This is a genomic window from Streptomyces sp. NPDC014882 (assembly GCF_043081325.1).
In the GTDB taxonomy this organism is placed as follows: domain Bacteria; phylum Actinomycetota; class Actinomycetes; order Streptomycetales; family Streptomycetaceae; genus Streptomyces.
On sequence record NZ_JBIBWL010000006.1, the window covers coordinates 349,560 to 374,271 of the forward strand.

At 75.2% G+C, this 24,712-nt stretch carries 18 protein-coding genes and 1 pseudogene; 8 read left to right on the plus strand and 11 right to left on the minus strand.

The genetic code is table 11. From position 1 onward, the window contains the following. Positions 1–121 precede the first annotated feature (121 nt). Together ACF09K_RS17545 and ACF09K_RS17550 are read left to right on the plus strand one after the other, a co-directional pair. Positions 122–1,747: an alpha/beta hydrolase gene (locus ACF09K_RS17545; protein ID WP_392244449.1), complete on the plus strand. Its 1,626-nt coding sequence runs from the start codon at positions 122–124 to the stop codon at positions 1,745–1,747. Beyond that, entirely contained in the window at positions 1,748–3,202 is a 1,455-nt protein-coding gene (locus ACF09K_RS17550) for a glutamate synthase-related protein (protein WP_392244450.1), read from the plus strand. A gap of 238 nt (positions 3,203–3,440) precedes the next feature. Here ACF09K_RS17550 and ACF09K_RS17555 read toward each other — a convergent pair. Continuing rightward, positions 3,441–4,208, minus strand: a pseudogene (locus ACF09K_RS17555) (alpha/beta fold hydrolase); the annotation flags it as partial. A 250-nt stretch (positions 4,209–4,458) separates the two neighbouring features. Between ACF09K_RS17555 and ACF09K_RS17560 the strand changes: the two are divergent. Together ACF09K_RS17560 and ACF09K_RS17565 are read left to right on the plus strand one after the other, a co-directional pair. After that, positions 4,459–5,553, plus strand: a complete 1,095-nt coding sequence (locus ACF09K_RS17560) for a chemotaxis protein (RefSeq protein WP_392244452.1) — start codon at positions 4,459–4,461, stop codon at positions 5,551–5,553. A 58-nt stretch (positions 5,554–5,611) separates the two neighbouring features. Beyond that, positions 5,612–6,643 carry a Gfo/Idh/MocA family protein gene (locus ACF09K_RS17565; protein WP_392244454.1) on the plus strand — a complete coding sequence of 344 codons (1,032 nt, stop codon included), beginning with the start codon at positions 5,612–5,614 and terminating at the stop codon, positions 6,641–6,643. A 39-nt stretch (positions 6,644–6,682) separates the two neighbouring features. Here the strand turns inward: ACF09K_RS17565 and ACF09K_RS17570 are convergent, their stop codons facing one another. Then, positions 6,683–7,105 (minus strand): SsgA family sporulation/cell division regulator, encoded by a 423-nt coding sequence (locus ACF09K_RS17570; RefSeq protein ID WP_392244456.1) that lies wholly within the window; start codon positions 7,103–7,105, stop codon positions 6,683–6,685. A 427-nt stretch (positions 7,106–7,532) separates the two neighbouring features. On the opposite strand from ACF09K_RS17570, the gene ACF09K_RS17575 reads away from it, so the two are divergent. Next, on the plus strand, positions 7,533–8,927 hold the full coding sequence (locus tag ACF09K_RS17575) for a SpoIIE family protein phosphatase (RefSeq protein WP_392244458.1): 1,395 nt from the start codon (positions 7,533–7,535) through the stop codon (positions 8,925–8,927). Positions 8,928–9,039: 112 nt separating this feature from the next. Here the strand turns inward: ACF09K_RS17575 and ACF09K_RS17580 are convergent, their stop codons facing one another. Further along, positions 9,040–10,536: a hypothetical protein gene (locus tag ACF09K_RS17580; protein WP_392244460.1), complete on the minus strand. Its 1,497-nt coding sequence runs from the start codon at positions 10,534–10,536 to the stop codon at positions 9,040–9,042. Between the two features lie 232 nt (positions 10,537–10,768). Between ACF09K_RS17580 and ACF09K_RS17585 the strand changes: the two genes are divergently transcribed. Continuing rightward, the gene (locus ACF09K_RS17585) at positions 10,769–11,911 is read left to right on the plus strand and encodes an aminoglycoside phosphotransferase family protein (RefSeq protein ID WP_392244462.1); all 1,143 of its coding nucleotides are present in this window, start codon (positions 10,769–10,771) and stop codon (positions 11,909–11,911) included. Between the two features lie 301 nt (positions 11,912–12,212). Continuing rightward, positions 12,213–14,219, plus strand: a complete 2,007-nt coding sequence (locus ACF09K_RS17590; RefSeq protein ID WP_392244463.1) for an N-acetylmuramoyl-L-alanine amidase — start codon at positions 12,213–12,215, stop codon at positions 14,217–14,219. Positions 14,220–14,225: 6 nt separating this feature from the next. Here the strand turns inward: ACF09K_RS17590 and ACF09K_RS17595 are convergent, their stop codons facing one another. The 5 genes from ACF09K_RS17595 to ACF09K_RS17615 all read right to left on the minus strand — a co-directional run bounded on the left by ACF09K_RS17595 (position 14,226) and on the right by ACF09K_RS17615 (position 17,857). Next, a complete protein-coding gene (locus ACF09K_RS17595; protein WP_392244465.1) occupies positions 14,226–14,723 on the minus strand; it encodes a hypothetical protein in 498 nt (165 codons plus the stop codon). 158 nt (positions 14,724–14,881) lie between these two features. Further along, a complete protein-coding gene (locus ACF09K_RS17600; RefSeq protein WP_392244467.1) occupies positions 14,882–15,481 on the minus strand; it encodes a CGNR zinc finger domain-containing protein in 600 nt (199 codons plus the stop codon). A 42-nt stretch (positions 15,482–15,523) separates the two neighbouring features. After that, complete coding sequence (locus ACF09K_RS17605; protein WP_392244468.1) at positions 15,524–16,426, minus strand: universal stress protein; 903 nt, start codon at positions 16,424–16,426, stop codon at positions 15,524–15,526. Between the two features lie 166 nt (positions 16,427–16,592). Continuing rightward, on the minus strand, positions 16,593–16,835 hold the full coding sequence (locus tag ACF09K_RS17610; protein WP_392244470.1) for a DUF397 domain-containing protein: 243 nt from the start codon (positions 16,833–16,835) through the stop codon (positions 16,593–16,595). Positions 16,836–16,990: 155 nt separating this feature from the next. Then, entirely contained in the window at positions 16,991–17,857 is an 867-nt protein-coding gene (locus ACF09K_RS17615) for an alpha/beta fold hydrolase (protein ID WP_392244472.1), read from the minus strand. A gap of 167 nt (positions 17,858–18,024) precedes the next feature. On the opposite strand from ACF09K_RS17615, the gene paaK reads away from it, so the two are divergent. Then, positions 18,025–19,323, plus strand: coding sequence for a phenylacetate--CoA ligase PaaK (gene paaK, locus ACF09K_RS17620; RefSeq protein ID WP_392244474.1), 1,299 nt, complete (start codon positions 18,025–18,027; stop codon positions 19,321–19,323). A gap of 104 nt (positions 19,324–19,427) precedes the next feature. On the opposite strand, the gene ACF09K_RS17625 is transcribed toward paaK, so the two are convergent. The 3 genes from ACF09K_RS17625 to ACF09K_RS17635 all read right to left on the minus strand — a co-directional run bounded on the left by ACF09K_RS17625 (position 19,428) and on the right by ACF09K_RS17635 (position 24,220). Beyond that, positions 19,428–20,927, minus strand: a complete 1,500-nt coding sequence (locus tag ACF09K_RS17625; RefSeq protein ID WP_392244476.1) for an acyl-CoA synthetase — start codon at positions 20,925–20,927, stop codon at positions 19,428–19,430. Positions 20,928–21,109: 182 nt separating this feature from the next. Next, on the minus strand, positions 21,110–22,687 hold the full coding sequence (locus tag ACF09K_RS17630) for a phytoene desaturase family protein (protein ID WP_392244478.1): 1,578 nt from the start codon (positions 22,685–22,687) through the stop codon (positions 21,110–21,112). Between the two features lie 204 nt (positions 22,688–22,891). Further along, positions 22,892–24,220, minus strand: a complete 1,329-nt coding sequence (locus ACF09K_RS17635) for a phosphoribosyltransferase family protein (protein WP_392244479.1) — start codon at positions 24,218–24,220, stop codon at positions 22,892–22,894. Positions 24,221–24,712 lie beyond the last annotated feature (492 nt).

The window sequence follows — 24,712 nt, forward strand, 5'->3', positions numbered from 1 at the left end:
GGGTCCCGGCAGGGGCCCGCGCGGGACCGCCCGGCGTCCGGAAGGCGGGTCCCGGGGAGCCCGCCTATCGTGGGCCGGGGCGCCGCTCCCCCGTCCGCTGCGAGGCGCCCGGGAGGCATTGATGCTGGCCAAGCTGTCGACGCGACCCGCACTGCGCCGCGGCGCGCTCGCCGCCGTCGCCGCCCTGACACTGCTCGGCACGGGCCTGCCCGCGGCGACCACGGACAAAGACGGCGGCCGCCCCGCGGACCTGTCCCGGTTCCACGACCAGAAGATCACGTGGGGGAAGTGCACGGGCGACGGCATGCCGGACGATCTCCAGTGCGCCAAGGCGACCGTCCCCGTCGACTACGCGCGCCCCGGCGGCGCCACCCTCGACCTGGCGCTCGCCCGTTACCGCGCCACCGGCGACAAGCGCGGTTCCGTCCTGCTGAACTTCGGCGGGCCCGGCGGCCCCGGGGTCCCCGAACTCGCCTATGGCGGAAAGGAGTTCATGGGCCTCACCGACGGCTACGACGTGGTGACCTTCGACCCGCGGGGCGTCGGCCGGTCCTCCCCGGTCAGCTGCGGGGACGCCGAGGACGACGCGTACGCGGCCGTCGACGACGATCCGGACGACCTCGGCGATCCGCGGGCGCTGCTGGCACGGCTGAAGAAGGCCGCCGCCGCGTGCGCCGCGCACTCCGGCCCGGTCCTGCCGCACATCGGCACGGTGGACGCGGCCCGGGACATGGACGTGATCCGCGCGGCCCTCGGCGACCGGAAGCTCAACTACCTGGGCTTCTCCTACGGCACCCGGCTCGGCGCGGTGTACGCCGCCCAGTTCCCCGACCGGGTGGGACGGCTCGTCCTGGACGGCGTGGACACGCTCACCGAGCCGCTGGCGGAGCAGGGCATCGCGGGCGCCCGGGGCCAGCAGGTGGCGCTGGACGACTTCGTGGACTGGTGCGTGAAGGACATCGCCTGTCCGTTCGGGCAGGACGCGCGCACCGCCCGCGAGGAGGTGCGGCGGCTCGTGCGGTCGATGGACGAGGACCCGGTGCCGACCGACTTCGGCGAGGCGTTCACGGGACAGGACCTGGTGGGCGCCATCGGACAGGGGCTGTACAGCAAGCAGTTGTGGCCGTCCCTGGAGCGGGCGCTGGCCCAGCTCGTCGAGAACGGGGACACCAGCGGCGTCATGGCGTTCGCGACCGGCGGCCTGTCCCTGCCGGTGCGCGGTCCGGCGCGGGATCCCGGCGGCGGGGACCCGGGGGGCGGTGATCCGAGCGGGGGGCTGGTCGACGAGGAGGAGATCCCCCTGGACAACCTGCCGGCGGCCCTGATGGCGATCAACTGCGCCGACGACCCCGACCGCCCGACCGCCCGGCGGATCACCGCCGACCTCAAGCGGCTGCGCGCCGCCTACGAGGAGGCGTCGCCGGTCTTCGGGCGGTACCGGCTCACCCAGGTCCTGATGTGCTACGGCCGCCCCAGGGGCACGGACTACATACGCGACGAGGTGAAGGACCTCGACACCCCGAGGATGCTGCTCGTCGGCACCCGCGGGGACCCGGCGACGCCGTACCGCTGGACCGTGGAGACGGCGGAGCGGCTCGGGTCGTCGGCCGTGGTGCTGGACAACCGCGGCGAGGGGCACACGGGGTACGGCTCGTCGAAGTGCGTGCACCGCAAGGTCGACGACTTCCTCCTGTACGGCTCCCTCCCGCCGAGCAGCAGCTCCTGCGGGGCCGACGAGGACGGCTGAGTGGGCCGCTATCTGCCCCTGCTGCTGGCCGTCGCCGGCGCGGTGGGGGCGGTGTTCGCCGCGTGCGCCGTCTCGGTGTGGTGGTGGCCGGCGGCCGGGCCGCTGCTGCTGCTCGCCTGCGTCGGGGTGCGCGACCTGGTGCAGCGCCGGGACTCGCTGCTGCGGGCGTACCCCCTGACCGGGCGCCTGCCGTGGGTGCCCCGGCGCGCCGCCGCCGAGCCGGCCGGCGCCGTGCGCGAGTTCCTCGTGTCGTCCCTCGGCCCGGTCGAACCGCCCGAGGAGCCGCCCGTGGTGCGGGTGGGCGGCCCCGAGTGCCGGCTGCCGTACGACATGGCGCTGCTGAACGTGTCCGCGATGAGCTTCGGGGCGCTCTCGTCCCGGGCGGTGCACGCCCTCAGCCGGGGCGCCGCGCTGGGCGGGTTCGCGCAGGACACCGGCGAGGGCGGGCTGACCGAACACCATCTGCGCGGCGGCGGCGACCTCGTCTGGGAGATCGGGACGGGCTACTTCGGCTGCCGGACCGACGACGGGGCGTTCGACGCGCGGGAGTTCGCGGACAAGGCGGCGCTGCCCGAGGTGCGGTGCGTGTCGCTGAAGCTGTCGCAGGGGACCGCGCCGGGCGGCGGCGCGCTGCTGCCCGGCGGGAAGGTGAGCGCCTCGGTGGCGCGGGAGCGCCGGGTGCCGGTGGGCGAACCGGTCGTGTCGCCACCGGGGCACCGGGAGTTCGCCACGCCGCGGGAGCTGGTGCTGTTCCTGGCGCGGCTGCGGGAGCTGGCGGGCGGCAAGCCGACCGGGTTCAAGCTGTGCGTGGGCTCGCGCCGGGAGTTCCTCGCGGTGTGCCGGGCGATGGTCGCGGAGGGCGTCGCGCCGGACTTCGTGGTGGTGGACGGGTCGGAGGGCGGCTCCGGCGCGGCACCGCCGTACGCCGGTGAGGTCGGGCTGCCGCTCACCGAGGGGCTGGTCACCGTGCACAACGCGCTGGTCGGCGTCGGGCTGCGGGACCGGGTCCGGATCGGGGCGAGCGGGCGGGTGGCCACGGGCACGGACGTGGTCCGGCGGCTCGCCCAGGGCGCCGACTTCACCAACGCGGCGCGCGCGATGATGCGGGCCGTCGGCTGCGTGGAGGCCGGCCGGTGCGCCGCCGGCACCTGCCCGGTCGGCGTCGCGACGCAGGACCCGCTGCGGGTGCGCGCCCTCGACGTGGCCGACAAGGCCCGGCGGGTGCAGCGCTACCAGCGCGAGACGGTCCGCGACGCCGTGCGGGTCATGGCCGCGCTGGGCGTCCGGGAGCCGGCCGGGCTCACGCCCGCCCACCTGGTGCGGCGCACGGCCCCGGGGACGCTCCGGTCGTACGCGGAGCTGTACGAGTGGCTGGCGCCGGGAGCGCTGCTGTCCGGGCCGCCGGAGTCCTGGGCGGCGGACTGGAAGGCGGCGGACCCGGACGCCTTCAGCTAGGGGGTGTTTCGAAAGTGGCGTCGTCTGCCCGAAGGGCAGGCCCGGCGGCGTCTGGTGCGTGCGATCGCAAGGCGGAGGGTCGCCCCGATACTGGTTGTATCGGGGTGATCCCGACAACGCGGCTGGGGGTGCCCCCTCTGGGGGAGTGCGTGCCAGGCGTCGCCGGGCTGGGGGCACCCCCTCTGGGGGAGGCACTTTCGAAACACCCCCTAGCGGTGGCCGCCGGTGCCGACGGGACGGTCACGAAGGCGTCGAGGGCCGCGGTCAGTTCGGCCGGCTTCTCCACGGGCAGTTCGTGGCCCGCGTCGAGGACGCGGACGGTGGCGTCCGGACAGGCCTTCGCCAGCCGCAGCATCTGCTTCACCGGGAGCTGGACGTCGTGGTAGCCGTGGATCATCAGGGTCGGCGTGCGGATCTCCGCGGCCCGGTCCAGGACGTCGAACGCCCGCATGGCCCCGTACAGCGTCATGACCACCTCGCGCGGGGTGGCCGCGGAGGACCTGATGTGGGCGCGGACCTCCTCGCGCGGGTGGCCGGGGGCGAAGGCGCGCTGGATGTTGGCGGCGACGAACAGCTTGTACGGCACGAGGGTGGAGGCGGCCATCAGCAGGCCCCTGCCCCGGTTGTACGCCATCCGGCCGATGGAGTTCACCAGCACCAGGCGTTCGACGCGCTCGGGACGGTCGAGGACGACGGTCTGCGCGATCATGCCGCCCATGGAGTGGCCGATCAGTACGCACCGCCCGACCTCCAGGTGGTCGAGGAGGGCGAGGACGTCGTCGGCCAGGTGCCGGATCGTGCGCACGCCCGCCCCGGTGCTGTCGCCGTGTCCGCGCAGGTCGAGCCGGATCACCCGGCGCGACGCCGAGAAGTGCGCCACCTGGTGGTCCCAGCGGTGCCGGTTCGCCGTCCAGCCGTGGACGAACACCAAAGGCGCCCCGCCGCCTTCGCGGGGCCCCTCGTCGTCGTACGTCAGTGTTGCGCCGTCGACTTCGAGCTGCGGCATGGGCGTCTCCCCGCGGGTGTGTCCGGTCCTCCGGTTACTGACGCGTACCGTAACCGGCCGACGGGGGCGGCGTCACCGTCGGCCGCCGGGGAGGCCGGGCCGCCGGGGAAGCCGAGGACGGGTCCGGGCACGGCGAGGAGGGCGCCCCGGCGGGGGAACGCGTCCGGGCCGACACCCCGGTCCCCGTGCCGTTCCGTCCCGCTTCGGCGCCCCAAATGCCTTACTCCCGATTCGGCCCTATCGTGCTCGTATGGAGCACGAACTGAGCCCCGCGACCCTCTCCGAACTGCGCCGCCCGCGGCCCTATCCCGCGGTGTCCGTGCTGACGCCGACGCATCGCCGTGAGCCCTACAACAGCCAGGACCGGGTCCGGCTGCGCAACGTCGTGGCCGAGGCCAAGAAGCAGCTGGAGGCCGATCCGGCGGTCACCCGGGAGCGGCGCACGGACGTCGAGGAGCAGCTCGACCGGGCCCTCGCGGAGGTCGACCTGACGTACACCGAGGACGGCCTGGTGATCTTCGCCGCACCGGGCGAGCACCAGGTGTGGTCGCTGGCCCGCCCGGTCCCGGAGCGCGTCGTCCTCTCGGACACCTTCCTCACCCGCAACCTCGTCTCGGCGCAGGCCGCCGAGCGGCCGTTCTGGGTGCTGTCGGTCTCCGCCGACCGCGTCACCCTGTGGAGCGGCGGCGCCGGCCGGGTCACCGAGGAGCACTCCCACGGCTTCCCGCTGGTCAGGAGCCGGGAGAACTTCGACGCCGAGCGGATGGAACGCACCGGCGACCTGCCGAGCACCTTCCGCGACGAGGACACCCGCCACTTCCTGCGCGACGCCGACACCACGATGGGCCGGCTGCTGCGCGAGGCGCCGCGCCGGCTCTACGTCACCGGCGAGACGGCGGCGCTGTCCCTTCTGGAGGAGATCGGCGGGGGCGTCCGCGACGCCGTGCACGTGCCGCACGGCGGTCTCACCAACGCCACCCCGGAGACGGTGTGGGAGGCGGTCCGGCCGGTGCACGAGGCCGAGGCCCGCCGGGAGACCGCCGCCGTGGCCGAGGAACTGGACTCCGCCCGCGGCCGGCGCACCTTCGCCGCCGGGGTCGACGAGCTGTGGCAGAACGCCCGGGAGGGCCGGGTCCGCCTGCTCGCCGTGGAGGAGAACTACCGTGTCACCGTCCGCGACGACGGCGACCACCTGGTCCCGGCCGAGAGCACCGACCTCGACTCCCGCGACGACATCGTGGACGAGATCGTCGAGCAGTGCCTGGAGACGGGCGCCGAGGTCCGCTTCGTCCCGGACGGCACCCTGACCGACGCCGACGGCATCGCGGGCGTGCTGCGCTACTGAGCCCCCCACCCGGTCGGCGTACGCTACGCGTGATCGTCGGCCGGGAGGGAGCGCGTACGTGGGTGAACTGCTGGGCGTGGCGGTGTTGGGTGCCGGACACATGGGCGCCGACCACATACGCCGTCTGGACCGGGTGGTGAGCGGGGCCAGGGTGGTCGCCGTGGCCGATCCGGATGCCGCCCGCGCGGAGGAAGCCGTCGCCGACGTCGAGGGGGTCTCGGTGCACACCGCGGCCGAGGCCGCGCTGGACGCGCCCGGCGTGGACGCCGTCCTGATCGCCTCGCCGGGTCCCGCACACGAGGAGGCGCTGCTGGCGGCGTTCGCCCGCGGCCTCCCGGTGCTGTGCGAGAAGCCCATGGTGCCGGACCCGGCCGGGGCGCTGCGGGTGGTGGAGGCGGAGGCCCGGCTCGGCCGGCGGCTCGCGCAGATCGGGTTCATGCGGCGCTACGACGCCGAGTACCTCGGGCTCAAGGCGCTGCTGGAGGACGGGCGGCTCGGCCGGCCCCTGATGCTGCACTGCACCCACCGCAACGTCTCCTCTCCGCCCGGCTTCACCAGCGCCATGCTGATCGACAGCTCGGTGTCGCACGAGATCGACGCGGCCCGCTGGCTGCTCGGCCAGGAGCTGACCGCGGTCACCGTGCTGCGGCCCCGCCCGTCGTCCGGCGCGCCCCAGGGCCTGGTGGACCCCCAGTTCGTGGTCTTCGAGACCGCCGGTGGCGTCCTGGTCGACGTGGAGGTCTTCGTCAACTGCGGCTTCGGCTACCAGGTGCGCTGCGAGGCCGTGTGCGAGGCGGGCAGCGCGCGCATCGGCGACGACCGCGGCCCGCTGGTCACCGCGCGCGGCTCGGCCGGCACGCAGGTGCCGCGGGACTACCTCGTCCGGTTCGCCGACGCCTACGACCGCGAGGTGCAGGCCTGGGTCGACGCCACCCGGCGGGGCCGGGTCACCGGCCCGACCGCCTGGGACGGCTACGCGGCCTCCGTCGCCGCCGAGGCCGGGGTGCGGGCGCTCGGCAACGGCACGGGCGGCACGGGCGGCACGCGCGTGGCCGTCGACCTCGCCCCGCGCCCGGCGCTGTACGGCTGAGGCCGGCGGGCACCGTGCGGGGCCGGCGCCGGGGCGGCCTCAGACGTTGCCGAGCAGTGCGTGCAGGCTCTCGTCGACCGCCGCTCCGACGTCCTCCCCGCCCGCGGGGACCACGGCGTAGCTGCGCAGCAGGAAGCGGCGCAGCGCGGCCGTGTCGAACTGCAGCAGGGCGAGCCCGAACGGCGAGTGGAACTCGACGACCGTACGGGTCCGGCCGCACGGCCAGATGTGCACGTCACCGCCGCCGGCCGGTCCGTCGAGCCCTTCCTCCAGCAGCGCGCGGCCGAACGTCCAGGTGACCGCCTCGCCCTGGAGGGAGACCTCCGGCGGGAAGTCGAGGTGCACGGCGAGCGGGTCGGCGCAGGTGTAGCGGAGCGTCGCGGGGACGGGCAGCTCCTGCTCCTCGGCGGTGATGAGCCGGGCGCGGGCGGGCTGTTCGACGGTGACGTGGGTGGGATCCATGGGCGGTCTCCGCGACGGTGAGTGGTCGGCCGTTTCCGGTGTGGTGCTTGTAGGACTTCGCAAGGGCCGATCGCATTACGGGAAAGCCGCGTGAATTATTGTGACCTGCGTCACGACGAACCGCCTCGTCGCCGTTCACCCGCCCCGCGCGGGTCCCCCGCACGGAACAGGTGGCCGTCGAACAGTCGAGTGATCGTCTCCAGGTGCCCCCCGGAAGTCGTCCGACTCGCGTACGACGTCTACGACTCGAACCGGCGGGGGCCTACGTCATCGGTACCCCCGGAGCTGCCCGTGAAGACGCTGGCATATGCCGGGAGCATCACCGGATCGTGTGTTGCCAAATCCCTTACACCGCGTCGCGGGCTGTGCCACAGTCGTCACGGCCCCTTCGTCAGTCCGGCCGTCCCGTCCCCCATCGGAGTGCGTCATGCCGTCCCCCCTCTCCGCGGACCGCCCGGCCGCCCGGACTCCCGGACGCGGCAGGGTCGACGCGCTGATCACGCAGACGCGGCGGCTCATCGGCGACATGGACGCCGTGCGGCGGGACACGCAGGACGACACTTCGGACCCGCGGGGACGCTGGCAGCGCGCGCTGTGCGACCTGGCGCTGCACCAACTCGAGGACCTCGACGCGCACCTGGCGCAACTGCGGGACGGCCCGCCGCCCCCTCCCCCGCGCGAGTCGCCGCTCGGCCGCGTCGGCAGCGCAGAGTGGAACCTGTTGACCGACGAGGCCTTCTGGTCCCCCGAACTGCACGGCATCGTCGGCCGCGACCCGGCCGCTCCGCCGCTCACCCTCGACGAACTCCCCTCCCTCGTCCTCGAGGAGGACCGCCCGTACCTGACCTCCCTGGTCACCGGCTGCCTCGTCGACGCGAAGCCCATCGACGGCGAGTTCCGGGTCGTCAGGCCGGACGGCGAGGTCAGGACCGTGCACATGATGGGCGAGCCCGTGCTCGACGCCCGCGGCAGCACCACCTCGATGTGGGCCGTGCTGCGGGACGTCAGCGAACTGCGCCGCAGCCGGCGCGCGGTGGGCGCGACCCGTGACTCGCTCCACCTGCGCGACCCGCTCCCCCCGCGACGGCACCCGGCACCGGCCGGGCACCGGCCCGCGGCCGGGCCGCGGGAGGCCGCGCCGTCCTCCCGGCACGGCTCCCCGCGCCCCCCGCGCACCACCGGCCCGCTCGACGTCGCCGTCCGGCACCTGCCCGCCACGACGAGTTCCCCGCTCGACGGCGGCTGGTACGACGTCCTGGAACTGCCGGACGGCGACACGCTGTTGGGCACCGGCACACTCACCGGGCACGGCCCGGACGCCACCGCCACCCCGGCGACGACGCTCGGCGCCCTGCGCGGCATGGCGATGTCCGGCGCCGGTCCGGCGCAACTGCTGTCCTGGCTGGAGCAGTTACTGAGCGCCGACGATCCGCCGCCCCGGTGCTCCACCGTGTACTGCCGCTACCGGCCCGCCACCCGCACCCTGGCATGGGCACGGACCGGACACCCCGCCCCGCTGCTGTTCCGCGGCGGAAGGGCGTTCCGGCTGGACGCACCGGGCTGCGTCCTCCCCGGCACCGGCCCGGCCGCGGCCCGTGGGCAGGCCGAGACGGCCCTGGAGGAGGGCGACGTGCTCGTCCTGCACACCGACGGGCTGGTCCCCGTCGGCGGACCGGACGGCCCCGACCCGCTCCTGGACCTGGCCCCGCGCCTCGCAGGTCGGCGCACGGCACAGGACTGCGCGCGGCTGATCGCGCGGGAGTGCGGCCACGGCGGCCGCACGGACGACGCCCGCGTGCTCGTCGCCCGGATCACCGGGTGACCGACAGGAGCGGCAGTACCGGCCAGGACCGGCAGACGGACAGGACCCGCGGTCAGGCAGGACCGGCGGTCAGGCAGGAGGCGGACCGGCGGACCGGTGACTGTCGACCCGGTCACGCCTGCCCGGTGTTGTTCTTGCCTCCCCTCGGCTTCGGCAGCGCCAGCCGGATCTCCTCGCGCAGTTCGCTGATCCGCGGGTAGTTCGCGTACTCGGCGGTGAGCCGGTACATCTCGCGCAGCCTGTCCCAGGTACGCCGGGAGGAGTTCGACCCCATCGACATCAGGGCCAACCGCGCGTACCGGTCGGCCTGTTCGGGGTCGTCCGCGATGAAGCAGGCCGAGGCCATGGACAGATGGTCGAAGATCTTCGACCGCTCCCGTCCGTCGATCCGCAGGGAGAGGGCCTTCTCCGCGTAGTACTGGGCGTGCACGGCCGCCCCCGGCTCGAACTCGGCGAGCGTGCGGTAGGCCAGGGCCTGCATGCCGTACAGGTCCTCGTCCTTGAAGGTCTGCATCCAGGACGGCGTCTCCGCGTCGATCCGGCCGGAGACGAACAGGTCCTCCGCCCGCCCGAGCGTGCGGCGCATCGCCTGCCCCTTGCCCATCGAGGCCTGTGCCCAGGCCTCGATGGTGTGGAACATCGCCCGCGTGCGCGGCAGCACCGCGTCACCGGAGCCGGACTGGGCGAGCTTCATGAGGTCCAGGGCCTCGTCGGGCCGGCCGAGGTGCACCATCTGACGGGCCGCCCTGGAGAGGGCCTCCCCCGCCCGGGGCCGGTCGCCGCCCTCCCGCGCGGCATGGGCGGCGATCACGAAGTACTTCTGGGCCGTGGGTTCCAGGCCGACGTCGTGCGACATCCAGCCCGCGAGCACGGCGAGGTTGGCGGCGACGCCCCACAGGCGCCGCTGGAGATGGGGTGGGTGCCGGTAGGCGAGCATGCCGCCCACCTCGTTGAGCTGGCCCACCACGGCCTTGCGCTGGAGCCCGCCGCCGCGGGCGGCGTCCCAGGCCCGGAACACCTCCACCGAGCGCTCCAGTTCGTCGACCTCCTCCGTGCCGACGGGGGCGGCCTCGTAACGGTCGAACCCGGCGGAGTCGGCGTGCAGGAGGGGGTGATCGACGACGGAAGCGTCGGCGGAGAGGGTGGGGTCGGTGTGCAGCCAGTCGTACATGGCGCTGCTGAGTGCTGATCCCGCGGCGAGCGCGGCACCCGCGCCCACCAAGCCGCGTCGGTTGAGCATGAGGTCCATTCCCGTGAATTCGGTGAGGACCGCGGCAGTCCGTTCGGGCGCCCACGGCACGCCGTCGGGATGCTGCGCACTCCCGTCGCGTGGCCGTTTCCCCGTACGCCCGTGCCGGACCAGACCGAGGTCCTCGATGGTCACGACACGGCCGAGACGCTCGGTGAACAGAGCCGCCAGCACCCGCGGCACGGGATCGCGCGGGATCTCTCCCATGTCGATCCACCGGCGCACCCGGGAGGTGTCGGTCGACAGCTGGGGGTGGCCCATGGCCGCCGCCTGCCGGTTGACCAGCCTCGCGAGTTCCCCTTTGGACCAGCCGGCCAGGCCGAACAGGTCCGCCAGGCGGGTGTTGGGTTGTCCGCTCACGTAAGCCCCCAGGTTCTCGGCTGAGTTGACAGTAGCCCCGTGCAGGTTGCCGGGCGACTATTCGCCAGGGTTCGCCAGGGTGCGCCAGATGGTGTGCCACTGGGCGACAGGTGTCAGGTAGGAGTGCGCCACCCCGACCCGGTCGCCGAGGGACATTCCCCAGGGTGTATCCGGGAGGCCGGGCCGGGCGGCGCATCGATGTCGCAGGCACACGAAGGGATCTGTTTCGCCCATGTACACAGCATCGTCCTCCGTGTCCGCCCCGCCCCGGTCGCCGCACCCCCGCCCCGGCGGCGGCGGCCCCTACCTCGACCCCGTCCGGCCGGCTCCCGCCGTGCTCGGCGCGGGCCGCGGCGCCCGGCGCCCCGCGGGGCTCGGCACGCAGCCCCTCAGCGGGAGGCTCGACCTGTCCGGCCCGCAGGGCGCCCAACTGCGCGCGGCGATCGCGTCGGTGCACCGGATCTGCCCGGAGTTCGCCCCCGTGCAGGTACTGCGCCGCAGCGGGCGCTCCGTGCTCCTGGTCGGCACGACCGGACGCAGCACGGCCGTCGCCAAGTGTTTACTGGACCACTCCCCCGCGTGGGCCGAGCGGATCCGGCACGAGATAGCCGCGTACCGCACGTTCGTCCGGCACCGCCCCCCTGTGCGGGCGCCGAGGCTGATCGCGGCGGACCCGGACAACTGCACCCTCGTCATCGAACGGATGCCGGGACGCGTGGCGGCCCTGCAACGGCACCCCGCGGAGGCCCCGTCCGGCGCGGACGTCCGGGCGGCGCTCGGCGCGGTCTGCCGGCTCAACGCCTGGCGGCCCGCGGCCGGCACCTTCGACGCCCCCCTGGACTACGCGGCCCGGATCTCCCGCTACCACGAGCTGGGACTGCTGACCGACCGGGATCTGGGGGACCTCCAGAAGCTGCTGCACGGCATCGCGGCGACCGCGGGCCGGCAGGGCATGGGCCAGTTCTGCCACGGTGACGCCCTGCTGTCCAACATGCTCCTGTCACCGGCCGGTCCCGTACTGGTGGACTGGGAGCACGCGGGCTGGTACCTGCCGGGCTACGACCTGGCGACCCTGTGGGCGGTCCTCGGTGAGGCGCCGGCGGCGCGCCGCCAGATCAGCCAGATCGCCCAGTCGGCGGGCCCGGCCTCGCGCGACGCCTTCCTGGTCAACCTGATGCTGGTGCTGACCCGGGAGATCCGCACCTACGAGATGGCCGTGCAGCGTTCGATGCACGACGCGGCCCCCGCGACCGGGGGAGCCCCCCATCCGGGTGCCGTGCCGTCCGGCGAGGAGCAGCGGTTGCTGCTGCGCCGGCTGCACGACGACTGCCAGACGGCCCGCCGGGCCGTCCGCGCGGCGGTCGGCACCCGCTGACCGGTGCGGGCGGGCCGGCGCGAGCCGGCCCGCCCGCCGAGGGGCGAGGGTCCGTGGTGCGCCGGAGCGTCGGCGCGCCACGGACCCTCGCGTGCCGGGACCTTCGCGCCGGAGCCGTCGGTGTACGCCGGTGCCGGACCGCGGGCGGCACGACCGCCCGCCACGAAACTCGCCCGCCCCTCGCTGACATGGGAAAGCGCCCTGCCGTGGGCATGATTGACGGATCGTCGGCGAGCCGGTACCACTGAGCCACGTCCGGCCCCGCACGCCACGCCCCGCCCGTCCGTCCCAGGAGGCCGCATTGCGAGGATCCCTCACCCGCCCCGGACCCGCGCGCACCCCCGTTCCCCCGCGCACCCGCAGAGCCGCCGGCGCCGTCGCCTCGGCGGCTCTGCTGTTCCCGCTGCTCGCCGCGTCCCCCTCACCCGGCTCACCCGGCTCACCCGGCTCACCGGGCTCGTCCGTCGTCGCGGAGCGGTCGGCGACGGGGCTGCAGCAGGCCTTCGCCGCCGCGGCCGCCGAGTACGACGTGCCGCAGAGCGTGCTGCTGGGCGTCTCCTACCTCCAGTCCCGCTGGGACGCGCACGGCGGCGCGCCGAGCGTGACCGGCGGCTACGGTCCGATGCACCTCACGGACGCCCGCACCGCCCTGGCCGGCGCCCCGCACCACGGCGAGGGCACGGAGGACCCGCGCGGCGACGACGCCCGCCCCGCCCTGCGCCCGAAGGCCCCGCTCCCGGCCGGCACCGGGATCCCGGCCCGCCTCAGGACGCTTCCCGAGGCGGCGGAGCTGACCGGTCTGAGCCCTGGGGAACTGCGCACCGACCCGGCCGCCAACGTGGCCGGCGGCGCCGCCCTGCTCGCCGCCGCGCAGCGCGACCTGGGCCGGCCGCCGACCGACGATCCGGCCGACTGGTACGGCGCCGTGGCACGCTTCTCCGGCGCCGACGACACCGCGACGGCCGCCGCGTACGCCGACGACGTGTACGACGTGATCCGCACCGGGCAGGAGCGGACCACGGACGCCGGCCAGCGGGTGGCGCTGGCCGCGCGGCCGGGACTGGCGCCCGACCGGGGGCAACTGCGGCGGACCGGTCTGCGCACGGCGTCCGCGGCCGGCACCGAGTGCCCGGCGTCGGTCTCCTGCGAGTGGATCCCGGCGCCGTACGAGCAGTTCGGCGAGAACGACTACGGCAACCACGACCTGGGGAACCGACCGGCGTCACAGTCCGTCAAGTACATCGTCGTGCACGACACCGAGGGCGCCTGGGAGGGGGTCCTGGACCTGGTCCAGGACCCCACCTACGTGTCCTGGCAGTACTCGCTGCGCTCCACCGACGGCCACGTCGCCCAGCACGTGAAGGCGAAGGACGTGGCCTGGCACGCGGGCAACTGGTACGTCAACGCCACGTCGATCGGTCTGGAGCACGAGGGCTTCCTCGCCTCGCCGGACTCCTGGTACACGGAGGCGATGTACCGGTCGTCGGCGCGCCTGGTGAGGTACCTGGCGAAGAAGTACGGCATTCCGCTGGACCGGCAGCACATCCTGGGGCACGACACCGTGCCCGGCCCGACCGCGGCGACCGTGCCGGGCATGCACACCGACCCGGGGCCGTACTGGGACTGGCGGCACTACTTCGAGCTGCTGGGCCGGCCGTTCAGGGCCGCGGCCCGCGAGAACGCCGGGGCGGTGACGATCCTGCCGGACTACTCCGCCAACCGGCCGGTGTACACGGGCTGCACGGCGAAGGGCGAGCCGTGCGCGGCGCACGGGTCGAGCGCGGTGCGGCTGTACTCCGACCACGACGAGAACTCCGCCCTGATCACGGACGTCGGCCTCGGCACGGCCCCGACGACGGGCGTGAACGACCTCTCCTCGCGGGTCTCCACCGGCCAGCAGTACGCGGTCGCCGACCGCTTCGGCGACTGGACGGCGATCTGGTACCTGGGCCAGAAGGCCTGGTTCCGCAACCCCGCGGCGCGGCCGACGGCCGTGCCCGCCGAGGCGCTGCTGGTGACCCCGAAGGACGGTGCCGACAGCGTGCCGGTCTACGGGCGCGCCTACCCGGAGGCGTCGGCGTACCCGGCGGACGTGCCCGTCCAGTCGGTGTCGCCGCTGCCGTACCGGCTGCCGGCGGGACAGAAGTACGTGGCCGGTGCCAAGGTGCCCGGCGAGTACTACTACGCGGTCGACTTCACCGGCGACTCGCACCGGGTGGTCGTCGGCGAGGACCTGTACTACGAGATCCAGTACGGGCACCGGGTGGCGTTCGTCCGGGCCGCGGACGTACGGCCGACGGCGCCGTAGGTCCGGTCAGCCCTGCTGGAAAAGCTCCGCCGGGAGCGGCTTCAGCAGGGCGTACAGGTCGTCGGTGATGGGGCGGTCCCAGGCGGCGATGGTCACCAGGACGTTGTCGCTGCGGTCGAACTGCACGCAGGAGATGCGGCTCTCGGAGAGCTTGAGGCGGCGCACGATGAGGAGGTTGTCGCCCTGCATCACCGGCATGTCCTCGGTGCCGACGACGGTCACCTCCTCCTCGTTCTCCAGCGCGAGCAGCAGCTGGGCCACCTCGAAGGGGACCTCGCCCTGAGCGACCTCGCGGGCCGGCGAGCCCTCGGGGAGGTTGCCGATGATCATCGCGGGGCCGCGGCCGCCGAAGAGGTCGTAGCGCAGGAAGACGCCCTGGCACGTGCCGTCGGGGGCGGGCAGCAGGCCGGCGCCGAGGTTGCCGGGCCAGTCACCCGGGTCCATGGCCAGGACGTCGAAGTCGGGCCCGGCGGGCGTGGCACTGCGGCGGCGGAGGAACGACATGGGGCCATGGTACGGGTACGGGGGCCGTCGGCGTCCTGCGGGCGGTCGCCCGTCCGGGGCGGCCGCGCGGCTCTCACCGGGGTGCGGCCGGGCGGCGGCCGTCCGGAGGCCGTTCGGGGTGTTCCAGGGCCGTCCGGGGGTCTTCGGCGCCTCTCGGGTCACGAGGCCCGCCTGTGGCGTTCGTGGTGGCGGGCCACCCGGGCGCGGTTCCCGCAGGACGGTCCGCACCACTCCTGGCGCGGGTGGTCCTCGAGGAAGCAGCGGACGCAGCGCGGGGCGTGGCAGGCGCGCAGGCGCTGCCGGTCCGGGCCGCCCAGGAAGGCGATCACGGCCTGGGCGAGGGCGGCCCCGAGGTCGTCGCCGTCCGGTACGGGCCGCCGGCCGACGCGCGGACCGGCGCCGTCGCCCCGGTGCAGGACGGGGACGGTGGGCAGGCGGGCGGCGGCCGTGTCGAGGCGGTCCAGGGCGTCGGCCGCGGACGGCAGCCGGGCGGCGTCGGCGGGGTTCGGCGCGCCGGGGCGCACGGCGTGCGCGAAGAGGGCCCGGACGGCGGCGCGCAGATCGCGTACGGCGGTGAGGTCCCGGGCGTCGGCGGCGTAGCCCGGAGCGACCGGAAGGACGTCGGCGTGGCCGCGGACCCAGGCGGTGAGTCCCGCGGGGTCGGAGAGGTCGTCGGCGACCCCGCCGTGACCGTCGTGCCGGACGGTCAGCGCGAGGTCGGGGGCGAGGCGGCCGTCGCCGGGGAGCGCGTCCTGCATGCGGCCGATGACAGGCCGCCGGGGTTCACCGGCGGGGGCGGCTCATTCCTCCGCGGGCGTCGGCGGTACCACCGCCACCGGGCTCGCCGCGTGCAGCAGGACCGCGTGGGTGACGGAGCCCAGCATGCGGGCGGGCGCAAGCAGGCGCCGGCGGTGGCGGCCCACCACGACCAGCTCGGCGTCCCGGGAGGCGGCGACGAGGTGGCCGGCCGCGTCGCCGGGGGCGGGGTACGGCTCCACGCGGACCTCGGGGTGGCGCTGCCGGTGCGCGGCGAGGAAGCCGTCGACGAGGGTGCGGGTCTCGTGTTCGAGGGCACCCCGGTCGATGCCGGCCGGGAGGAGTTCGCCGACGGGGGCGGCCCAGGTCTGGACGGGCCAGGGATAGGCGGCGACCACCTGGAGCCGGGCGTCGCGCAGGGCGGCCTCGGTGAAGGCGAGGGCGAGGGCGGCGTCGTCGGGGCTGTCGACGTTGAGGCCGACGACGACCCGCGGGCCGGGTCCGGGCGGCGGGCCGTCCACCTCGCGGCCGGGCCGGGGCACGATCACGACGGGGCACTCGGCGTCGCGGGCGGCGGTCATGCCGTTGGAGCCGAGCAGCAGGCTCCGGAAACCGCCCCGTCCCCGGGACCCGAGCACGAGCAGTTCGGCCTCGGCGCCCAGTTCGGGCAGCAGCACGCCCGGCGCCCCGTCGAGACCGACGTACTCCACGTCCGTGCCGTCCGCCGTCCCCTCCAGCCGGGCGCGCGCGTCGGCGAGGACGGGGTCCTCGTCCGGGGGCGGGGGCGGGGTCACGGGCACGCCGGGCTGGGTCCACGCGGCGTAGTGGCGGACGTGGCAGACGCGCAGGGCCGTCCGGCGCCGACGTGCGGCGTCCACGGCCCAGTCGAGGGCCCGCGTACTGTCCTCGGAACCGTCGACCGCCACGGCGACCGGCAGTGTGCTCATGGTCCTCACCTCCGGGAGACGAACGTCGTCCTGCTGGGGCCAGCCTGGCTCAGGCGTCGGCCCCGGCCGGCTCTCCCCGGCCGCGTGTCCGGAAAATGAGGGCCCGCACCGCCGGTTCGGCCCGCCGCGGCGACGGGCCCGGCGCGGTCGGCGGGGTCGGCGGGGCTCAGGTCAGGTCGAACTCCCCCTCGCGCGCCCCCGAGACGAACGCGCCCCACTCGGCGGGCGTGAAGATCAGGGAGGGGTTCTCGGGGCGGCCGCTGTTGCGCATCGCGACGAATCCCTCGACGAAGGCGATCTGGACATCACCCCGGCCCCTGCTGCCGGACCGCCACTCGGCGTTGCTGAGGTCCAGCTCCGGCTTGTCCCAGCTCGCGAGCGGCTGCTGCTGGATCGTGCTCTCGGCCACGTCCGTGCTCCTCCCGGTTCGTCGTCCGCGGCCAGCCTAGCGACCGGTCCCCGGCGCCGACAGGGCACGTGAGGGGGACCTTCGCGGATCACGGCGGCGTTCCCCCGAGCCGCACGGACCAGGACCGCGCCCCGCCGTCGCGGGCGGGCGCGGGGCTACTCCGCCGCGGCCGGAGGCGGCGCCTCGCCGGCCAGGAAGGCCTCGGTGCGGGCGGTGAACCACGCCGGGTCGTCCAGCCACGGGTAGTGGGCGGCGCCGGGCTGTACGGCGAATTCGGCGTGGGGGAAGGCGTCGGCGAGGAGCCGGGCCGGTTCCGGGCGGGGGCCGCCGTCCAGTTCACCGGCGAGCACGAGCACGGGGGCGTCGACGCCGGCGAGGGCGGCCCGCACCGCGGGCGGGTCGTAGGCGGCCGGGTCGTGGAAGCGGCCCTCGGCCTCCTCGTCGGTCTGCTCGTCCGCGGCGGCCGCGTGGGCGCGGGCGGTGTCGTCCCAGCGGCCGTAGAAGAAGGCGTCGACGGCCGTGAGGTCGACGTCCTCCCCGCCGGCCGTCCAGGCCTCGAAGGCGGGGAAGGCCGTCGTGAACCACGGCTCGTCCGCGCGCAGCCGTGCCGCCGCCAGCCGTTCCCCGGGGGTTGCCGGCCGGCCCAGGACCCGGGGGATGACGGTCACGAGGACGAGCCGGGCCACGCGCCGGGGGTGGCGGGCCGCGTAGAGCAGGGCGAGGCTGCCGCCCGCCGAGTGCGCCAGGAGGTCCATCCGTTCGAGGCCGAGATGGACCCGCAGCGCCTCCACGTCCTCGACCTGGCGGTCGCAGCGGTACGTCGCCGGGTCCGCCGGGGCCGAGGAGTCGCCGGTGCCGCGCAGGTCGAGCAGGATCAGCCGGCGGCGGGCGGCGAGGCCACCGAGGTCGCCGAGGTACTCCGAGGCCCGCATCGGCCCGCCGGGCAGGACGACGAGGGGCTCGCCCTCGCCCCGGACGTGGTAGGCGAGCGGGGTCCCGTCGGGTGCGGTGAAGATCGGCATGCCCGCATCCTGGGGGTCGGCCGGGGCCGGACGCAACGGCGTTCCCCGAGGTCCCGAAAGTACGGCCCGGCCCCTTGCCTCACCGGTGCGCGTCTGGATCAATGGCCCGTGAGGCGTCGACCGAATGATCGGTCGTCCGGATCGGCACGGTCGGCGAGGAGGTGTCCGTGGTGACGGCGAGGGACCTGCGGGACGAGGGCGAACGGCTCGGCCTGGACGCGCTGCGCGCGCTCCAACTGGAGCGCCTGCGGGCCTCGTTGCGGCACGCGTACGCCCACGTCCCGTTCTACCGGGACGCGTTCGACAAGGCGGGGGTCCACCCCGACGACTGCCGCGAACTCGCCGACCTGTCCCGGTTCCCCTTCACCACCAAGGCGGACCTGCGGGAGAACTACCCGTACGGGATGTTCGCCGTGCCGCGCGAGCGGATCCGGCGCATCCACGCCTCCAGCGGCACCACCGGCCGTCCCACCGTCGTCGGGTACACGGAGAACGACCTGTCCCTGTGGGCGGACATGGTGGCCCGCTCGATCCGGGCGGCGGGCGGACGCCCCGGCGACACGGTCCACGTGGCGTACGGCTACGGCCTGTTCACCGGCGGTCTGGGCGCCCACTACGGCGCCGAACGGCTCGGCTGCACGGTCGTCCCCGCCTCCGGCGGCATGACGGCGCGGCAGGTCCAGCTGATCCAGGACCTGAAGCCGGGGATCATCATGGTGACCCCGTCCTACATGCTCACGCTGCTCGACGAGTTCGAGCGGCAGGGCGTCGACCCCCGCGGCACCTCCCTGCGGGTGGGGATCTTCGGCGCCGAGCCGTGGACGGAGGAGATGCGCCGGGAGATCGAGGAGCGGTTCGCGATCGACGCGGTCGACATATACGGGCTGTCGGAGGTGATCGGCCCCGGTGTCGCCCAGGAGTGCGTGGAGACCAAGGACGGGCTGCACGTCTGGGAGGACCACTTCTACCCGGAGATCGTCGACCCGCTCACCGGCGAGGTGCTGCCGGAGGGCGAGGAGGGCGAGCTGGTGTTCACCTCGCTCACCAAGGAGGCGATGCCCGTGGTGCGGTACCGGACCCGGGACCTGACCCGGCTGCTGCCCGGCACGGCGCGGGAGTTCCGGCGGATGCGGAAGGTGACCGGCCGCAGTGACGACCTGGTGATCCTGCGCGGGGTGAACCTCTTCCCCACCCAGATCGAGGAGATCGTGCTGCGCACCCCGGGGGTCGCCCCGCACTTCCAGCTGCGGCTGACCCGCGAGGGCCGCCTCGACGCCCTCACGGTCCGCGCCGAGGCCCGCCCCGACGCCTCGCCCGAGGACCGTGACACGGCCGCCCGTTCGATCGCGGCGGCCGTGAAGGACGGCGTCGGGGTCTCGGTCGCCGTCGAGGTCGTGGACCCGGAGTCGCTGGAGCGGTCGGTGGGGAAGATCCGCCGGATCGTCGACCTGCGCCCGCGCGGGTAGGGACGGCCGGGCGACGGGACGGCGGGGACGGGACGGTCAGGGATGGCGGGGACCGGACGGCCGGGGACGGGACGGTCAGGGGCCGGAGCGACGCGGCCGCGCGCCTACGCTCCGGAGAAGCGGTCGCGCAGCTCCCGCTTGAGGATCTTCCCGCTGGCGTTGCGCGGCAGTCCGTCCACGAACAGCACCCGCTTGGGCGCCTTGAACGCGGCGAGCCTCTCGCGGGCGTGGGCGACGAGTTCGTCCTCCGTGACCTCCCCGCGGGGGACGACGACCGCGGTGACGGCCTCGATCCACTTCTCGTCGGGCAGGCCGACCACGGCGGCCTCGGCGACGGCCTCGTGCGTGTAGAGGACGTCCTCGACCTGCCGCGAGGCGACCAGGACGCCACCGGAGTTGATGACGTCCTTCACCCGGTCGACGATCGTGAAGTAGCCGTGGGCGTCCCGCACGGCGAGGTCGCCGGAGTGGAACCAGCCGTCGCGGAAGGCCTCGGCGGTCTCCTCGGGCTTGTCCCAGTAGCCCTCGCACAACTGCGGGGAGCGGTAGACGATCTCGCCCGGAGTGCCGTCGGGCACGTCCTCGCCGTCGCCGTCGACCACGCGCGCGTCCACGAACAGGACGGTGCGTCCGCAGGAGTCCATGCGGCCCTCGTGCTCGTCGGGGGCCAGGACGGTGGCGAGGGGGCCGATCTCGCTCTGCCCGAAGCAGTTGTAGAAGGCGAGCCCCGGCAGGCGCTCGCGCAGCCGTTCCAGGACCGGTACCGGCATGACCGACGCACCGTAGTAGGCCTTGCGCAGCCCGCCGAGGTCGCGGGTGCCGAAGTCGGGCCGGTCGGCCAGGCCGATCCACACGGTGGGCGGGGCGAAGAGGCTGTCGACCCGGCCCGCCTCGATCAGGTCGAACAGGAGGTCGCCGTCGGGCGCGTCGAGGATGACGTTGGTGGCGCCCACCGCGAGGTACGGGAGCAGGAAGACGTGCATCTGCGCCGAGTGGTAGAGGGGCAGCGAGTGCGCGGGGCGGTCGCCGGCGCTCAGGTCGAGGGCGGTGATCGCGCTGAGGTACTCGTGGACCAGGGCGCGGTGCGTCATCATCGCGCCCTTGGGGAGGGCCGTCGTGCCGGAGGTGTAGAGGAGCTGGACCAGGTCCTCGGAGCGCGGCTCGGGGCCGTCGTGGGCGGGGGCGGCCGCCAGCAGGGTGAGGAGCGAGTCGTCGGCGTCGCGCAGCGGCAGCGTCCGCACGCCGTCGGGGAGCCGGCCGGCGAGGCCGGGGTCGGTGAGGACCAGGGTGCTGCCCGACTGGCCGACGAGGTAGGCGAGGTCGTCGCCGGTGAGGTTCTGGTTGACGGGGACGTGCACCAGGCCGGCGCGGGCGCAGGCGAGGAACGCGACGAGGTAGGCGTCGGAGTTGTGGCCGTAGGCGGCCACCCGGTCGCCGGGGGCGAGGCCCCGGCCGAGCAGGACGCTCGCCGCGCGGGAGACCGCCTCGTCGAGTTCCCCGTAGGTCCAGGTGCGGTCGCGGTACTCCACCGCGACGCGTGCGGGAGTGCGTCGGGCGCTGCGGCGCAGCACCCCGTCGACGGTGCTGCCGTGTCCGGGCGTCATGGCACATGATCCTCGGCTCGCCGCCGGGTCGGGTCAAGCCCGGCGGAGCGGGAACGTGTCCGCGCCCGGTCCGCGCCGCGCACGCCCCCGCCCGCCCCGCCCGTCCCGCGAGCGTCCGGGCCGCCGTCGACCGGGCCGTGGAGCCGTACGGCGGGCTCGGCGTCGCCTTCGACGGCGAGGCCTCATCCGGCGAGGTCCTCCAGGACCGCCATCGCCGCGTTGTGCCCCGGCACCCCGCTGACCCCTCCCCCGCGCACCGCGCCGGCGCCGCAGAGCAGCACGTTGGCGTGCGCGGTCCCGACGCCCCAGCGGCCGGCGCCCTCCTGGGCGTACGGCCAGGCCAGGTCGCGGTGGAAGATGTGGCCGCCGGGCAGCCCGAGGTCGCGCTCCAGGTCCAGCGGGGTCCTCGCCTCGATGCAGGGACGGCCGTCGGCGTCGGTGGCCAGGCAGTCGGCGAGCGGCTCGGCGAGGTGCGCGTCGAGTTGGGCGAGGGTGGCCCCGAGCAGTTCCTCGCGTACGGCGTCGTTGTCCCGTTCGAACAGCCGGGCGGGGGTGTGCAGGCCGAACAGGGTGAGCGTCTGGAAGCCGCGCCGGGCCAGGTCCGGGCCGAGGATCGTCGGGTCGGTCAGGGAGTGGCAGTAGATCTCCGACGGCGGGGCGGCGGGCAGGTCGCCGGCCGCGGACTGGGCGTGGGCGGCGGCCAGTTGGGCGTAGCCCTCGGCGATGTGGAAGGTGCCGGCGAAGGCCTCGCGCGGGTCGACGGAGGTGTCGCGGAGCCGGGGCAGCCGGCTCAGCAGCATGTTCACCTTGAGCTGGGCGCCCTCGGCGGGGGCCGGCGGGGTGTCCCCGGTGAGGGCGGCGAGCGCCTGCGGGGAGGCGTTGACGAGGACGTGCCGGGCGGCGGTGACGCCCTCGCCGTCGGCGGTGCGGTGGACGACCTCGGCGCCGCGGCCGTCGGTGTCGATCCGGACGGCCTCGTGCCCGGTGGCGAGGACGGCGCCCGCGCTCCGGGCGGCGTCGGCCAGGGCGTCGGTGAGCGCCCCCATCCCTCCGACGGGCACGTCCCAGGCGCCGGTGCCGCCGCCGATCACGTGGTAGAGGAAGCAGCGGTTCTGCTTGAGGGAGGCGTCGTGGGCGTCGGCGAAGGTGCCGATCAGCGCGTCCGTCAGGACGACGCCCCGCACCAGGTCGTCCGTGAAGTGCTCCTCGACGGCGACGCCGAGGGGCTCCTCGAAGACCGTCCGCCAGGCCTCCTCGTCGTCGACGCGCCGGCGCAACTCCTCGCGGGTGGGCAGCGGTTCGGTGAGCGTCGGGAAGATCCGTCCGGCCAGGCGCCCGGTCCTGCCGTAGAAGCGCCGCCAGGCCGCGTACTCCCGCTCGCCGCCGGTCAGCCGCGCGAACGCCGCGCGGGTGCGCGCCTCGCCGCCGCCCACGAGCAGCCCGGTCGGCCGCCCGTCGCGCTCGGCGGGCGTGTAGGAGGAGATGGTGCGCCCGCGGACCCGGAAGTCCAGCCCGAGGTCCCGCACGATCTTCGAGGGCAGCAGGCTGACCAGGTACGAGTAGCGTGACAGCCGGGCGTCCACGCCGGCGAACGGCCGGGTGGAGACGGCGGCGCCCCCGGTGTGGTCCAGCCGCTCCAGCACCAGCACGGACCGCCCGGCCCGCGCCAGGTAGGCCGCGGCGACCAGCCCGTTGTGACCGCCGCCGACGATGACGACGTCGTAGGAACGACGTCCGGGGTTCCCCTCGCGCGCAGACATGGTCCTTCGTAGCACGGGGCGCTCGGGCCCGGCCAGGGGGCGGCCGCCGGGCGGGGCCGCCGTCCCGGTGTCCGCCACCGTGCCGTCGACCGGTGTCGTCGGCCGGTGTCGTCGACCGGTGTCGTCGACCGGAGCCGTGCCTTCGCTCCCGTCGCCGTCGTCCCGGCCCTCCAGGCCGTCGCCGTGGGCTTCCGCCCGCGTCCCTCACCTCGCGGTGTGCGGAACCGGGGCCATGTGATCGGTGAACCAGCCCCCGGCCAGCTCCGTGACCTGCTCCAGGGCGCCGGGCTCCTCGAACAGGTGGGTGGCGCCGGGGACGACCGTCAGCCGGTTCTCGCAACGCAGTCGGGCCTGGGCCTCGCGGTTGAGGTCGAGCACCAGCCGATCGTGGCCTCCGACGATCAGCAGCGTGGGCGCTGTCACCGCCGGCAGCCGCGGCCCGGCCAGGTCGGGCCTGCCGCCCCGGGAGACGACCGCGGCGATCCGCGCGCCCGGCTCGGCGGCCGCCCACAGAGCGGCCGCGGCACCGGTGCTGGCGCCGAAGTACCCGACCGCCGGCTCCTCGGTCCCGGGCCGTCCGCGCAGCCAGGCGGTGGCGTCCGCCAGACGGCGGGCCAGCAGCCCGGTGTCGAACACGTTGGCCCGGTGGATCTCCTCCTCCTCGGTGAGCAGGTCGAACACCAGGGTGCCCAGCCCCGCCCGGTTCAGCCCGGCCGCGACGAACCGGTTGCGCGGGCTGTGCCGGCTGCTGCCGCTCCCGTGCGCGAACAGCACCACCCCGGCCGCGTCCTCGGGCACGGTCAGCCGCCCGCGCAGCACCACCGCACCGGCCCGGACGTCCACCTCCCGGTCCTCGGGCACGACGTGACGCCGCCCGGTCCGGCGGGTGCTCACGGCGCGGGCGAGCGCCGCTTCCAGACAGGCGACGACCTCGTCGTCCTCGGTCTGGTCGAAATCCGCGTAGAACTGTCCGACGGCGAAGAAGTCCCGCGGGGTGTGCGGGCACACCAGTTCGTCGGCGTCCTCGCCGAGCCGCGCGGTCCAGTCGTGCGGCGCCACGGGGACCGCCAGCACGATCCGTGCCGCCCCGCGGGCCCGGGCGATCCGGCAGGCCGCGCGCGCCGTCGACCCCGTGGCCACCCCGTCGTCGACCACCAGCACGGTGCGGCCCCGCAGCCCGACCGGCTCCCGCCCGCCCCGGTAGCGCCGGGCGCGCGCGTCCAGCACCTCCCGCTCACGGGCTTCGACCTCGGCCAGTTCCTCGGGGGTGACCCGCGCCGTGCGCACCACGTCGTCGTTGATCACCCGCACCCCGCCCTCACCGATCGCGCCCATCCCCAGTTCCGGCTGGAAGGGCACCCCCAGCTTCCGCACCAGGCACACGTCCAGCGGCGCGCCGAGCGCCTCGGCGACTTCCACCGCGACCGGAACCCCGCCACGGGGCAGGCCCAGCACCACCACCTCGGTCCCTTTCAGGTGCCCGAGCAGGGCCGCGAGTTTCCGGCCGGCGTCACGACGATCCAGGAAGAACACGATCCGACCTCCTCGTCCCGGAGGGAGACGATGGCGACGAGCGCGCCCCGTCATCCCATCCTCACTCCTGCGGGGAACGAATGCGCACCGCTGCGAGGCGCGCTCTCGGGGGTGGAGTACGGGCTCGGGCGCCGTGAGGCGACGAGCCCCGCCTGGGCGCGCCCTCCGGCCGGGCGGGCCGGCGTACGCGCCGCGCCGACGGGTCCCGCCCGTCGCACGGCGGCCGGGGGCCGCGCCGGTCCCGGCGGAGTGCGGCACGACGGCGCCGGGGCACGGTGCACGAGGCGCCGGCCGCCCCGGCCGGGCAGCGGCCCCGCCATGGCCTGCCGCAACCCGGGTGCCTCCGCGGGCAGCCCCACCGGCCGGGGCGCGGACGGCGCCCCTGCCGCTCACGAGGATCGGGGCGCGGCCCCGGACCCGCGGGGGACGGTCCGGGGGCTGGACCGGCCGCCGGACGCGGCACCCGCCGCGTGGGTGTCCGCGCGTGTCGCG